At 49.0% G+C, this 14024-nt stretch carries 9 protein-coding genes; 3 read left to right on the plus strand and 6 right to left on the minus strand.

Annotated elements, in window-relative coordinates:
* The first annotated feature begins 335 nt into the window (after nucleotides 1–335).
* Nucleotides 336–2150: a hydantoinase/oxoprolinase family protein gene (locus tag FTO70_RS14740; RefSeq protein ID WP_255336525.1), complete on the plus strand. Its 1815-nt coding sequence runs from the start codon at nucleotides 336–338 to the stop codon at nucleotides 2148–2150.
* Nucleotides 2147–3742: a histone deacetylase gene (locus FTO70_RS14745; protein WP_255336526.1), complete on the plus strand. Its 1596-nt coding sequence runs from the start codon at nucleotides 2147–2149 to the stop codon at nucleotides 3740–3742. Before FTO70_RS14740 ends, FTO70_RS14745 begins: the two co-directional genes overlap by 4 nt.
* Before the next feature lie 383 nt (nucleotides 3743–4125).
* Here the strand turns inward: FTO70_RS14745 and FTO70_RS14750 are convergent, their stop codons facing one another.
* On the minus strand, nucleotides 4126–4260 hold the full coding sequence (locus FTO70_RS14750; protein ID WP_255336527.1) for a hypothetical protein: 135 nt from the start codon (nucleotides 4258–4260) through the stop codon (nucleotides 4126–4128).
* Between the two features lie 259 nt (nucleotides 4261–4519).
* Here FTO70_RS14750 and FTO70_RS14755 point away from each other — a divergent pair, with 259 nt between their 5' ends.
* Nucleotides 4520–5182, plus strand: coding sequence for a class I SAM-dependent methyltransferase (locus tag FTO70_RS14755; RefSeq protein ID WP_255336528.1), 663 nt, complete (start codon nucleotides 4520–4522; stop codon nucleotides 5180–5182).
* Nucleotides 5183–5870: 688 nt separating this feature from the next.
* Here the strand turns inward: FTO70_RS14755 and FTO70_RS14760 are convergent.
* From FTO70_RS14760 to FTO70_RS14780, 5 genes are all read right to left on the minus strand, one after another.
* On the minus strand, nucleotides 5871–8033 hold the full coding sequence (locus tag FTO70_RS14760; RefSeq protein ID WP_255336529.1) for a hypothetical protein: 2163 nt from the start codon (nucleotides 8031–8033) through the stop codon (nucleotides 5871–5873).
* Nucleotides 8014–9510, minus strand: a complete 1497-nt coding sequence (locus FTO70_RS14765) for a hypothetical protein (protein ID WP_255336530.1) — start codon at nucleotides 9508–9510, stop codon at nucleotides 8014–8016. Before FTO70_RS14765 ends, FTO70_RS14760 begins: the two co-directional genes overlap by 20 nt.
* Nucleotides 9507–13055, minus strand: coding sequence for a tubulin-like doman-containing protein (locus tag FTO70_RS14770; protein ID WP_255336531.1), 3549 nt, complete (start codon nucleotides 13053–13055; stop codon nucleotides 9507–9509). Before FTO70_RS14770 ends, FTO70_RS14765 begins: the two co-directional genes overlap by 4 nt.
* Nucleotides 13052–13723, minus strand: coding sequence for a hypothetical protein (locus tag FTO70_RS14775; protein WP_255336532.1), 672 nt, complete (start codon nucleotides 13721–13723; stop codon nucleotides 13052–13054). The genes FTO70_RS14770 and FTO70_RS14775 overlap by 4 nt, the downstream gene beginning before the upstream one ends.
* Nucleotides 13724–13800: 77 nt before the next feature.
* The coding region (locus FTO70_RS14780; RefSeq protein ID WP_255336533.1) for a hypothetical protein at nucleotides 13801–14024 on the minus strand (224 nt) is incomplete at its 5' end.

The raw sequence follows: 14024 nt of genomic DNA on the forward strand, positions 1-14024 counted from the left end.
ACAAAGACAGAAAAACAAACCCCAAAAACATTCTTTTTTGGATCTCTTTTTTATTGGAAGGCACCGCCAGGCAAGCTGGCGGGGGTTTTCATCTAAGGTTTGGATTGAAAATGGTTTCCGGGGTCAAGGGAAGTTTCCAGTTGTATTTTTCGGGGCGGATTATTTCTCGGGCCGGATTTTTTTACACGATTCCGAAACGGCTTTCTATCGGAAGGCCGTAGAAACCGGATGTTTTAGTTTTTTTGCGGTAGCACATCATTGCGGCGTCACATCACACAAATTATTTCTATAGTAAGGTAATTCATTCAAAAAAGGTGAGGATAGGCGAATAGCTAATGTTAATCGGAATTGATGTAGGGGGCACCACCACCGATGCGGTGCTCATCGGGAACGGAGAAGTTTACAGTACCGCCAAGGTTGCAACAGAGCCCCAAAACCTCCTGATATCCCTGCTTACTGCCCTTGATGCGGTCAGCGGGGAAATCCCCCCGGAAAGGATCAAAAGGGTGGTCTTCAGCACAACAGTGATAACAAACCTTATTGCCGAGGGCAAAACCGACCATGTGGCCCTGCTGCTCATCCCGGGCCCGGGCTTAAACCCTGCAAGTTACAACTTTCCTGACAGCTTTTTCCTGAAAGGGGCAATGGACTACCGGGGAAGGGAAATCCAGGCCTTAGACGAAGCGGAAGTAAGGGAAAATGTCAGCCGCATCCGGGACCTGGGCTTTTTAAGGGCTGCAGTCGTGAGCAAATTCGGGCAGAGGAACCCTGACCATGAATTCCGGGTTGCAGAAATCCTGGAAGAGATGCACCCCGAATGTAAAGTAGAACTCGGGCACAGGGTCTCGGGGAAATTGAACTTTCCCAGGCGGGTTGCAAGCACAATGTTTGCCTCGGCCACGAAAGAAAAGTACCGGGCCTTTGTTGCGGAAATAAAAAAAGCCCTTGCGGAAAGAGACATCAAAGCCCCGGTCTACATCCTGAAGGCCGATGGGGGGACCCTGCCCCTTGAAAAGTCCACGGAGTTTCCAGTAGAAACAATCTTTTCAGGCCCTGCCGCCAGCACCATCGGGGCCCTGGCTCTCACCCCCGAAGGGCAGACCTCAGTGGTAGTGGACATCGGAGGGACGACCACCGACCTTGCCCTTATCCTTTCAGGAAAGCCCCTCATGGCTTCCAGAGGCGCAAAACTCGATGCTTTCCTGACCCAGGTCCGGGCCTTTGCCGTTCGCTCAATAGCAGTGGGAGGAGACAGCGCCGTCAGGGTTGCGGAGGCAGGAGAGGGCAAAAGGACAATCACCGTCGGCCCGGACAGGGCGGGCCCTGCTTACTGCATGGGAGGGCCGGAACCGACCCCTACGGACGCCCTCCGGGTACTCGGGCTCATTGAAATAGGAGACCCGGGACGTGCAAAAGAAGCAGTCGCATCCATTGCCTCCCGAATTGCAAAAACCGAAAGCAAAGATGAAGGCAAAGATGAAGGCAAAGATGCAGGCAAAGATGAAGACAGGTTGGGGGCCGATATTGAAGCCGAGTACGATTATGACACCAGGGCCGAAACCGAAACTGCCTGCCGGATCGTGGACATCGCAACGGAGATGATCGCATCTGCTGTCAGGGAGATGTTTCTGGAATGGGAACAGGAACCTGCCTACCGGATCTGGGAAGTGCTGCAGAAGAAAAAAGAAAGGCCTGAAAACGTTGTGGGCGTCGGAGGGGGAGCAAGAGGCCTGATCGCAGGGGTTGCGGAAAAACTCAACGCAAGGCCCTTGATCCCGGAACACGCTGAAGTAGGAAACGCAATAGGGGCCGCCGTTGCAAGGCCTACCCTCACCCTGAACCTGCGCATCGATACCGAGCAGAAGGTGTATTCGGTGGCAGAAGAAGGAGAAATCCTGAGTTTAAACACAACCGACATCAGCAACTTCAATAAGATGCGCTCCGAGGATGCCGAAGCCCTTGCTGCAAAACTCCTCAGGGAGAGGGCGGAAAGGTTCGGGATTTCCGAGTATGCAGGAGAAGCCGAAATCACCCACAGCGAGGTCTTCAATGTGGTCAAGGGCTGGCTTACTGCAGGGCGCCTTTTTGATGTGAACATGCAGATCCCTGCGGGCCTTATCCCTGAATGGAAGAGGAGGGAAAAGGCATGAAGTTCGGGTTTGGAAAAATTAAGGATGCCTTAAAAGGCGTAGCTGAAAAGGAAGAAAGAGAAAAAGAAGACGAAGAAGAGAAGAGAGAAAGAGAAATTTCAGAAGCAAGAGAAGTAAAGGAAAAAATGAGCGAGTCCGAACAGGGACCCGGTACTATCGAGGAGCTCAATATGGAAGCAAAAGAACCCGTGAAACTGAACGAGCCCGGGTCCGGACCCGAACCCCTGGCCCCTGCAGACCGCACGAAAGCCGAAAAAACCGGGCTGATCTTCTTCCCGGCCTTTGACTGGGCCATTTCCCCGACCCATCCTGAAAGGGAAGAACGCCTCCTCTATACCCGGGACCAGATCTTTGAAGAAGGGCTCATGGACCTGCCCCAAATCGCCGAGTACACCCCCCGCCTGGCCGGTTACAAGGACATTGCCAGGGTCCACTTCTGCGTGCCGGACATAAAAGCCCAGGCAACGACTCCCCACCTTATCGCTGCAGGCAGCTGCCTGGTCCTGGCCGATGCCCTCATGGTGGGAGAGGTCAAAAACGCCTTTGCCCTGGTCCGCCCGCCAGGGCACCACGCAATGACCGTTGCCCACGGGAACCGGGGTTTCTGCAACATCAACAACGAGGCCATCCTGGTCGAGTACCTGCGCAGGAAGTACGGGATCCGCAGGATTGCAATCGTGGATACCGACGTCCACCACGGGGACGGGACCCAGGAAATCTTCTATAACGACCCTGACGTGCTTTTCATTTCCTTTCACCAGGACGGGAGGACGCTCTATCCCGGCTCGGGCTTCATGAATGAGCTGGGAGGCCCAAAGGCCCTGGCCCGCACCATAAACATCCCCCTGCCCCCGGGAACCCCGGACGAGGGCATCCTCTACGTGCTCGACTCCCTGGTGCTGCCCATCCTCAGGGACTTCAAGCCCGAACTGGTCTTAAACTCGGCAGGGCAGGACAACCACTACACCGACCCCCTGGCAAACATGCGTTTTTCCGCCCAGGGCTACGCCAGGCTGAACGAGAAACTCGCCCCCGACATGGCCGTGCTTGAAGGCGGCTATGCCATCCAGAGCGCCCTTCCCTACGTGAATACCGGGATAATCCTGGCCATGGCCGGGCTTGACTACTCCTGTGTCCGGGAACCCGACTACACGCCCGGGATGTTCGTCCAGGCCTCAAGGGACCGGAAAGTCCTTGACGAAATCGTCGCAACCCAGCTCGAAAACTGGAAAAACCGGGACTTCCTGGTCGAAGAGACCGTAAAAGGCCTCGGGGACTTCTACCACCGGAAAAAACAGATCTTCTACGACACCGACATGATCCAGGAGTTCCAGGACGAAACCATAAAAATGTGTCCCGACTGCCAGGGCTACGTAACAATCGATTCCCACGCCCATAGGAGCATAAACGACACCAGGGTCTTCGGGGTCTCGGTCCCGATCTACGCCTGCAAAAACTGCCAGGCTGAAGCCCGGGAGGAATATAAAAAGCGCATCCGTGACCCTGTGTATGAGCATGTCTACCTTCAGGACAAGAAAGCGGACGAGTACAGGGCATACGACATGAGGACAAAAAAGGAAACCGTGTATTGAAAGGGGCTTTTTCTTCTACGCCCCGCCCTTTTTTTAAATTCTGTTGACCCTGAAAAACGTTTTTCAATCCAGATGATATGGAGAGATGAAACCCGCCACCTTGCCTGGAAAATATTTCCTTGACCCTGGAAACCTTTTTTTAATCCGATATTATATCAGAAAACCCCGCCAGCTTGCCTGGCGGCGCCTCTTCAAAAGTATAAAAATATAATAAAATAGATGATGATATTTTTTAGGCTGTGGTGGCTGTTACACCAATTTCAAATTGAATCCTGTATTCTTTCTTAACTTATCCTTTCAGTCATCTGGATGCAATTTTTGCTTATTCCAATGCATATTTCAAGTCCTCCTGATAACCTTTTAAGTTAAAATGATTACCTTTTTCAGTTACTGAGATGACCTTTTAAGTCATCCTGATAACCTTTTAAATCATCCTGATAACCTTTTAAATCATCCTGATAACCTTTTAAATCATCCTGATAACCTTTTAAGTTAGAATGGTTACCTTTTTCAGTCATCGCATACTTTTTTTGGAAAAGGCCGGCCTCCTTCGTCGGCCGGTGAGAGCGCCGGTTCCTGAAAAGCAAATTGAAAAATGTTTCATTTATTTCTATTTACTCAGAACCGTGAACCGCGTAAAGTTGGGCGACCTGAAACAGACCTGCCCCCGGCAACAGCGGACGAAAATAAGCTTATAGCCTGCATCCCCCAATTTATAATGCATATTAAAGAATGCATAATTAACAGAAATACAGGGACGGAAAAACATGGGGGATCATGAAATCTTTCGAAGCCTTTGAAAAGCATGCCCTTGAATACGATGCCTGGTACGATAAGTACGGCCCGGCATACGAATCCGAACTCCTTGCCCTGAAACAGTTTCTCCCAAAAAAACTGAGAAAGCTCAGGGCCCTGGAAATCGGAGTAGGGACAGGGAGGTTTGCCGGCCCCCTGGGAATCGGATACGGGGTTGAACCGGCAAGGGCGATGGCAGAGCTTGCAAAAAAACGGGGCGTGGAGGCCGTACTGGGGGTTGCCGAGGCCCTACCCTTTAAGGGCGGAAGCTTCGACCTCGTGCTTATAGTCACTGCAATTGCTTTTTTCAAAGACCCCCTGCAGGGGCTCAGGGAAGCTGCAAGGGCCCTGAAACCCGGAGGGCAGATAATAATAGGGATGCTTGACAGGGACAGTCCACCTGGGCAGTATTACGAATCGAAAAGGGAAGAGGGCAAATTCTCTTCAGGTGCACGCTTCCTTTCGGCAGCAGAGCTTAAGGCCCATCTGGTTAAACTGGGTTTCGAAAACATAAAGACCTGCCAGACAATCTTTAAAATACCGGAAGAGATTGAGGAAATCGAAACTGTGAAACATGGGACCGGAGATGGGCTTCTGGCTGTAATTTCGGCATGGAAACCGGCGGCTGAGAAGTGCTTCCATTGACCCCACAGACCTTTATTCGTTCCAGGCGGTGCAGGAGTTACCTCGCCGGCTTGTCCGGGAAGTACTTCACTTTACCCCGAAAACCACCTTTCACCCCCAAACAATACAGGAGTCCTCGCCAGCAGCCTGCTAAGTACTTGCCATCAACACCTTAAACCGTTTTTCAGTCCGGGTGATACAGGAGTTCCCTCGCCAGCTTGTCCGGGAAGTACTTCACTTTACCCCGAAACCTTTTTTACTTCAATTAATAGGAACACACCGCCAGCTTGCCTGGCGGCGCCTCTCCAAAAAAATAAAATTTAAAAGGGTTTGAAAAAAAATATTTTTAGGTTATGACGGCTAGCGCAATAATTTCAAATTGAATTCGTGTATTTTATCCAAACTCTTCAATCCAGTAAACTTGATTCCTTTTTGTTTATCTCATGTACTTCCCGGTCATCTCGATGACTTTTTTAGTAATCGCAGTGCACTTCTCAATCATCTGGCTACTCTTTTGCTTATCAATATATTATCCACACTTTATGGAAAAGGCCGGCCTCCTTCGTCGGCCGGTGAGAGTCCAGGTACCTGAAAAGCAAATCGAAAAAGGTTTTATTGGTCTCGATTCTGGGTCAGATCTTGCTGCCTTGGAGTCCGCTGCGCTGGTAAAATTGCTTGCATCAGTTTAACTGGTGTCTGTAGTATTGACTTATGTTACATTTGTATCAGTTTCATTGGTGTCTGTCGTATTGCTTACATTGGTTACATTGGTGCCTGTTACATTGCTCACATTGATTTCATTGGTGTCTGTTGCATTGCTCACATTGGTTGCATTGACTTCTGTTGCATTGCTTACATTGGTTACATTGATTTCTGTTGCATTGCTTACATTGGTTGCATTGACTTCTGTTTCATTGCTTATATTGGTTACATTGATTTCTGTTGCATTGCTTACGTTGGTTGCATTCCCATCCGTATCGTTTACAATCGTATCATTCCCAAAACCGCCCGCGGCACCACTTTCATTCATGCCACTTCCATTCACACCGCTTTCATTCATGCCGCTTTCGTTCCCATTACCGTTCGGATATTCAAGCTGAATGGTGAAAGGAAGCATACCTGTGCTGTTATTTTCAGAAAATGTGATAGCTGGGAGGACCGGCCCTGGGGCCATGTATGATAAAATCAGGAATCCGGATATCAAAATGAGCGAAAGGCTGCATGCATAAATTATAATTTTCTTCATTTTTCGGGACTTTTTCCTTTTTATCTCTTTCAAATAATCCCGGCCAAGCCACATATCAAGTTTCCGGACTTCCGTTTTATTCAATCTCGAAGCAAAATCACTGCCTGCAGGACCGTACTCTCCTCCTGTCAGGCCGCCGGTTGTGCCCGCAGCTTTTTCGGGAACCAGGGCTTCAAGCAGGATTCTTCCCCCTTCAGCCGGAGTGTCCAGGACATTGATGGCGTACTTCAGGAAACCGGTTGTCCTGGAATGGCTCAGATCTTTCAGTCCTTTTTTTACCCCTGCCTCAAAAGCTTCTTTTCCGCGACGGTTTCCATAAAAAGAGGTGCCTGCACACATCCTGAGCAGAGAGGGATCTTTCGGTTTTTCCCGGGAGAGCTTTTCCAGCAGTAGCATAAGTTCGGCAATGAAAGTTTCATAAAGGACTTTATTTTCCAGGAAGTGCCGGTGTATCCTTATTTTCGTATCCCGGTCGTCAAGCCCCCGATAAAGTTCTATCAGGAAAGCCTCCAGCCATTTATTTTCAGGCTGCGCTTCCCCGAGTTCCATGATTAAGTCGGCTGCAAGCCCTTTATCGTGGATTATAATGAGTCGGGAGGTAAGGTGGGTGGTAAAGAGCGCGTCTACAATTGCCTTCAGGGCTTTCGGGTTTTTGCGGTACAGCCCGAAAAAACTGTCCATTGCCCCGGCAGAAGCGAAGGCATCGATCGTTTCGGAGGGGGAATTTTCAAGCAGGGATTCCAGGATCCTGCCAGAAACCTTGTCCCGGTTTCCGGCATTATTTTGAAGAAGTTTCCGGAACTCAGGATTTCCCGCAAGCCGGGTGAAACTTCCGTATAAAAGTCCATAAAAGCGTACCGCGTATGAAGCCTGGCCGGGGTCAGGCCGGATTTCGCCGGAGCCAAGATGGAAATCGGGATCAGGTTCCCCCGGGCTTACAGAAACGTCCGAAGGAGAAGGATAGAGGGAAAGGGCAAAGCTGAGGCCAGTGGAATGCAGAGGACCTAATTTTGAAATTAAGCTTCCCATAAAGGAAATCCCGTCCGAAAGCCCGGCTGTCCTGACCGAAACCCTCTGCCCGGAGAGGAGTTTTCCTGCAGGGTATGCCAGGCTTTTTTCAGGGATTCCTACTGCATTGATATCGGTTGCATGAATCTCTTCCAGGTCTCCTGCTTCCCAGAGGCCGAGGACCTGATATTTTAACGTTTCCAGGTTTTCCAAACGGGTTTTTGCCTCCCCGTAAAACCTTTTGATCCAGGCTGTATCAGAAGCAGTAGTAGAAACGGAGGAGGAAGTATCAGCAGAAGTATCAGAAGCAGCAGAAGCAGCATAAGTGGGAGTTGAAATGGAAACAGGGGACGATGTGGCCCTGGAAATTATCTCCTCCGGGGCATAGTTTGCAATGAAGACTGCCCGTTCTTCCCTTCCCATCTTTATTTTTACAAGGAGGCTGCAGCCGAGGAGGATTTCATTCTTCCTGGTCTCAACGTAGAGGGCGCTTCTTTTAATGTCCAGCTGTTTGGCAAGTTCGGCATATCCTTCAAAGCTCTCATTTCCTGCCAGCAGCTTCCCGCTTGAGTTATATACCCCGAAATCAGGCCTGAAATCAGAAGCCGAACTGTGCAATTTCTCCGACCCTCCAGGGATAAATCTGGGTTATCCTCTGCTGTTCTTCTAACGTTTTTCCTCCGTTTGAAAGCTGGGGAGACAGCGTTGCATCCACGCTGACAGTGTAGAAGTAGATCGGGACTTTCTGCGCCCTGTGCATGATCTCCCTGAAAGTATCCATCTGGCTCATGAGTTCGTAGACTTCCTGTTCTATATCCCGGGCATCCTTTGAATCTTCCGGGATTTCGGAGAGCTCTTTGAGTTTATCAATTTTCGTTACCACCAGGGCGTATGACTTCTCGTTTCCCAGGAGGTCCACAAGCCGGGAATAAAGCCCGAACAGGCGGGTTAGTTCCTTTCTTCCCCCCTGCTGGTAGGAAAGCAGGAAGTCCCCGTCCACCAGGAAAATGATTTTCCCGGCAGTTTCCATTTTTTTGTAGATGGAGGCAAGAATTAAGTCGTGGAATTCTCCCCTGAGTTTTTCTGCATATTCGTTTTTTAACAGTTCCATAAAGCTGATAGTCCCTATCCGCCTGTAAACGGTATTCACATTGAACCGTTCGAGCTTTTCCGTGAGGGAATGGACGGCTGAGGCGTACTTTTCTGGGTAGAGGTCTTCCGTGTACTCCCCGCTGTAATCAATGAAGGAAAATTCAATCGGGATTGCCCCCCTTTTCCCGGATAACACATACATCGCCATATCAGCGCGGCCGGTACTCTTTGGCATGTTCCCGGTTTCAAGTTCTGCCAGCATTGACTCGATCCTGAGCCTGTTTTCGTTCACTTTTGAGAGGTTTCCCTGCGTGTCATACGAGAGGATAACTTCCTGGTGCGTACCATGGTGAAAATTCACAAAGTGGTTATACAGGGCAAGCAGGAGCAGGGTCTTGCCTGACCTTGAAGGCCCGTATACGAAGACCTCGGAAATCCGGATGTCGCGTATAAAGTCAGTCGACTTAAAGAGCGCGAGCACCACCAGAAGGGCTGCCCCCAGGTTTCCGGGCTCTTCTGACCCGCTTTCGAATAACTGCCTGACTCCTTCGATAGAGAAAGGGTATATTAGTTCCAGCAGCTGGACCAGGATGTAAACCGCCAGGGCAAAAAAGAAAATCCTGGACCCTGCCCTTGTGTATCTTACAAGGATATTGAAGCTGTTACTCCTAAGGGCCTGTAAGTCCAGCAGGCCCCCTGTCACGAGGCCCAGGAGCAGGCCGTTTATGCTAAAAACCTCCGGGTCAAAGGAAAGGGCATAAAGGAAAGGCAAAAAGGCTGCAAACAAAAAGAAACTTCCTTTCCTCGACTGCTCATGTAAAGCCAGCCCTAAAGCGCTTGCAATAAAAAAAGCCGGCAAAAAACTCAGCAGGAACGCCCCTAACCAGGAGGTATAAGGAAACCCTATTGCCCTTACAAACCTGAAAAAAAAGAAGGATAAAAGCAGGACAAAAGCTACTGCCAGGAGTTCAAAGAACAGTTTCCTGTTACTGTGGATCCTCATTTTTCAAAGCCTCTCCCCTCATTATTCAAATTTTCCCCTTCATTTTTCAGACTTTCTCTTTCTTTTTTCAGACTTTCTCTTTCTTTTTTCAAGTTTTCCCCCTCATTTTTCAGGCTTTCTCCCTCATTTTTTAGATCCTCATCCTCATTTTTTAGATCCTCATCCTCATTTTTTAGATCCTCATCCTCATTTTCGAAATTTATCGACTCATTTTTCAGATTCACATTCTCATTTTCAGAATCTTGCGCCTCGTTTTCTAAAGCTGCATCCCACTCATTTTTCGAATAACTTCCCTCACTTTTCAGCCCCTCTCCCTCATTTTTCAAATGTACTTCCTTTTTTTTCAAAAGCACATCCCCTAGCACATCCTCTTTCTTCAGAGCCTCCCTTATGTTCTTTTCCTCGTACAATTCGCTAATCCTCGCCCCGACGTTTATCCCTTTCTTTTCCAGGTTTGCAAGTTCCCCTGCTTCCTTAAGGTCAAAAAGGGCTTTTCGGGTCACGTACTTTCCTTCCTGGAGCTTCAACACGTGGTGCAGCACGTTATCTTTCTTGTTTTCGTATATCTCCCAGAAGCCTCCTCCTGCGGTAAGGGGAGAGATGTTGTCCAGGAAACCTGCAGATGAAAAGAAGGTAAGGGCAATGTCCCAGGGCTTTGTGTGGTTGTGGGTGGCAAGCTTTGCGTCATTGCTGTTGCTCAGGGCAAGGATCCCGTTTATCTCGTCTTTGATCGTATCAGCTATGGGTTCGCTTGCAATCCGGCTGGAGATGTACGAGGACCTTGAGGAAACGACAAGGGCGGCTTTTCCGAAATTCCAGCGTTCCGTGGTGCTGATCGGGATCATCAGGTTGTGGATCCCGAGTTTATAGCTTTCGATCAGGTTTTTGTACGTGACCAGGACTTCATCAATGAGCTTGTCAAGTTCCCGCTTCCCGCTCTCGTCCCAGTCAAGGTCCTTCATATCGGAACTCGCGTCAATCAGGGAGAGGATTTTGGGATTTATGTCCCCGAACTTTGTCAGGTAAAGGCTGCTTAAGGTCTTGCTGCCCGAAGGTTTGATGTCGCTGATCTTCGTAACATCATCATAAAATTTATCATATTGCCGGTTGAGGTCTCTCCTGTACACAATTGTTTCTTCGGTCAGGCCTTCGAGCTTCTCAAGCATAGCAGAGAGGGTATTTTTTTCCTCCACGCTTTCTTCCAGCGCATGGAAGTCCGCCTCAATCGCACCCAGTTTCCCGAAATAGTTTTCCTTTTGCAGGTAGTTCCGGGTAAGGACCTCCCTGAAGAGGCTTCTTAACTTTGGCCTGTCCCCGGACTTAAACGCCTGGTCGATTTCATCAAAAGCGGGATCTTTTTCGTCCATGCCGGGAAAAACCGAAGCCAGGATAGTGTTTTTAAGTTCTTCGGACTTTTTGTTCTGGCTTTCACTCAGGAAATTTTCGCGGACAAAAAGCTCAAAAGGAGCGTTTATCTGGATATACTCCTTTCCCGAAGTTTTGATGTAGTCTTCCATACTCCTTTTCTGCGCTTCAAACTTCCTGAGGACCTTCTTTTTATCCCCTTTTATGGCCCCGACCAGTTTCTCTTTAAACCCTCCCTTTTTGACCCTGTCGATCCTGTACTCATAATAGTAGTAAAGGGCGATTGATTCCATGAGCCTGGAAAGGACCTGGAGGTCTATTTCGAGTTCGTGCGAGAGGCTGTCGATTTCTCTCTGGATTTCAGGGACCCCTGCCAGGCGCAGCCAGCTGTCCTTATCCCCGGCTTTGACGTTTCCGGTTTTTAAATTGCTGATGAAGAAGTCAATTTTTGCTTGCAGGCCCTGCTCATTTTCCTGGATGCTTTTCAGTTTCTTCTTCTGGATAAAGTACTGTTCAAGGTCTCTGTCGTTATCGTCTAAGGTTTTGTCAACAGCCCTTTCAACCCGGGAGTTAAGCTGCTTCAGGGAATCCTGTTCGGCCTGCTTACTTTCGATCACGGATCTTAGTTCCAGGCTCTCTTCCTTGAGGGCCCTGGACTTTGCATTCAGGCGGTCAACAGAGGATACGAGCTCCTGTTTGCCTTTCAGGACATTGATAAGCACGCCTCTTGCTGCTTCTTCCTCGATGCCAGCAACCCGCTTGAAAAGCTTTGCCGTGTCTTCGACACCCAGAAGAGCCTCGGGGATCAGCCTGAACAGCTTCCTGTCGTTTTCGTCTTTTAATTCGTCCTCCTTTACACTGATTGTGAAAGCTTTTACCTTTGAGATGAATTCCAGCAGGGAATCATAGCTGGTGATTTTTTCGATTCCTGCATCCGTCGAGATGTTGTTCTGTATGTAAAACTCGACAGCTTCCGGGCTCTGGTAATTGAGAAGTTTACCGATTTCGTTTTTCCAGAGCTTTTCAACGTTTCCGTATTCCTTTTTGATAAACTCGGAATCTGCCCTGGTGGGAGGCATCTCCCTGAACCGGTTGAAATTGTCCAGCAGGGCTTTTACGGCCCGGTTGATTTCTTTCCTGGAAGCGGTGATATTTTCAAGTTCCAGGATAATTTCCTCAAACTTCTTTTTCAGGCTCTTGAGCTCTTCTACCGGGTACTCGATTACATGGGCATCTGCAAAGATAAACGAGGAATACAGGCGTTTTGAGTCGCTGAGGTTGATGTCCCCTTTTTCGATATGGAATAAATTTGTCAGGATGTGAGGGAACATGGCGTCGAATTCATGCACTTCCACCCTTGCCTCTTCCCCTTTTTTATAGCCCGTAGGCCCGAGGGATGTGAGAATTACGTAGTTGAAAAGCCTCTCGTTCAAATTCAGGTATTCGAGCTCGGTAAGTGCAATTGCGGCGTTTAGCTGCTCCTTTTCCCCTTCTTTTGTGGTGGGGATTACTGCAAAGAGCCAGATCTGGGTAGCCTCTCCCCGGAGAGCCCGGATATACCTGGCAAGGTCGATAAACATCCCCGACCCTGTACCGCCCCCGAGACCGACAATGATTGCCGTTGTCCCGATGCTTGGAAAGGTCGGAAACCCGCTTGCCTGCCCCTGGCTCAGAACCTTATAAAAAATTGCTTTGGAAATCGCCCGCCTCCGGTGGACCCCGCCTCCGAAATCGTCAATCAAAAAGGGGTCAATGGTCCTGAGTTCCTCAAAACTCAGGCCGGAATCCCCCCGGTCGTTCAGCCACCAGGTCTTAACCATGGGGTCCGATTTCCTTTCTTTTATCTTTACTGCGACCTCCTGGCTTGCAAGGTCCGAGACCTGGTTTATATTTGCAAGGGCAGGGAGGTAATAGTATTTGTATTCGATATTTCCCCTTGCCCCGATTTCCTGGATCCTGGCCTTAATATCGCTTCTTTGCACCTCATCTTCCACTTTCTCATTTGCGTCCGTGTCCATGGTATAGATCCGGAGCCTTCTTCCGGAAGCAAGATAATTGCCAAGGATCCAGTCATGGTTGCAGATTTCCCTGCACAGGCGTTTTCCGCAGCCTCCAATCCCCACGATGGTCAGGTCAGTAGGGAGCTGAAGCGCAGAATAACTGCTTTCCCTTGCGTTCATTCCTCTTCCTCCTCCTCCTCAGAACCGCCGGTCCTTACCCCCAGTATAAAACTCACAGCCGCAATGGCGAGCCCGATGATAAGATAGCTCCAGTTAAAAGAATTTTCTTCTTTTTTGATCAGGTAGTCCGCAATTTCGTTTGCCTCGGTAACAAGCCCCTTATCAAACATGTCCTGCAGGTACGCATTAAAAAAAGAGTCGTCGACAAGCGTCATTTTCTGTTCAAACGCCTCGATTTCGGGGACCACGATCGAAAACGTGCGCGTATCGCTTTCTTTTATGGGGTTTCCGTCTTCATCGGTCAACCTGATCCTGTAGTGGGCATATCCCGTAAGCTTCGGGTTGTATTTTACCAGGGTAAGCTTATCACACTGCTTCACCTCGCTAATTTCAGGCACCTGGCCGTTCAGCAGGACAACGATTTTTCCCTGTCCGCCTTCAACAGGAAGCACATAGTGGCTTTCATTACTTTGAAGTCCCAGGCCCGTAAAATTATATACCGGCTGGTCTTCAGATTTTATCAGGTCCGTATCAAAATATATAAAATCGGCAGCACTGGGAATGCTGCTTATCGTCAGGACGCTGCTTATTACCTGCTTTTCCTCAACCTCTGTCGGCAGCTCCCCCTCCACCTGGACCTGAATTGCTGCTGCAGGCCCCGGAAGCATGAACAAAATAAAAAATAGAATACATAACGAAAATAGAATACATGACGTGGTCACTTTAAAGGCCCTATGACCCGCTTTCATACTTGTACCCCCCAATCAAAATGATCCTGAAATGATTCTGAAATGATTCTGAAATGATTCTGAAATGATTCTGAAATGATTCTGAAATGGTCTTGAAATGGTCTTGAAATGGTCTTGAAATGGTCTTGAAATGGTCTTGAAATGGTCTTGAAATGGTCTTGAAATGGTCTTGAAATGGTCTTGAAATGGTCTTGAAATGGTCTTGAAATGGTCTTGAAAT

Source organism: Methanosarcina sp. KYL-1, from assembly GCF_024372725.1.
In the GTDB taxonomy this organism is placed as follows: Archaea; Halobacteriota; Methanosarcinia; order Methanosarcinales; family Methanosarcinaceae; genus Methanosarcina.

Coding starts and splice junctions, on each gene's coding strand:
- FTO70_RS14740 (WP_255336525.1), top strand. CDS start 336: ATGTTAATCGGAATTGATGTAGGGGGCACCACCACCGATGCGGTGCTC.
- FTO70_RS14745 (WP_255336526.1), top strand. CDS start 2,147: ATGAAGTTCGGGTTTGGAAAAATTAAGGATGCCTTAAAAGGCGTAGCT.
- FTO70_RS14750 (WP_255336527.1), bottom strand. CDS start 4,260: ATGACTGAAAAAGGTAACCATTCTAACTTAAAAGGTTATCAGGATGAT.
- FTO70_RS14755 (WP_255336528.1), top strand. CDS start 4,520: ATGAAATCTTTCGAAGCCTTTGAAAAGCATGCCCTTGAATACGATGCC.
- FTO70_RS14765 (WP_255336530.1), bottom strand. CDS start 9,510: ATGAGGATCCACAGTAACAGGAAACTGTTCTTTGAACTCCTGGCAGTA.
- FTO70_RS14770 (WP_255336531.1), bottom strand. CDS start 13,055: ATGAACGCAAGGGAAAGCAGTTATTCTGCGCTTCAGCTCCCTACTGAC.
- FTO70_RS14775 (WP_255336532.1), bottom strand. CDS start 13,723: ATGCTTCCGGGGCCTGCAGCAGCAATTCAGGTCCAGGTGGAGGGGGAG.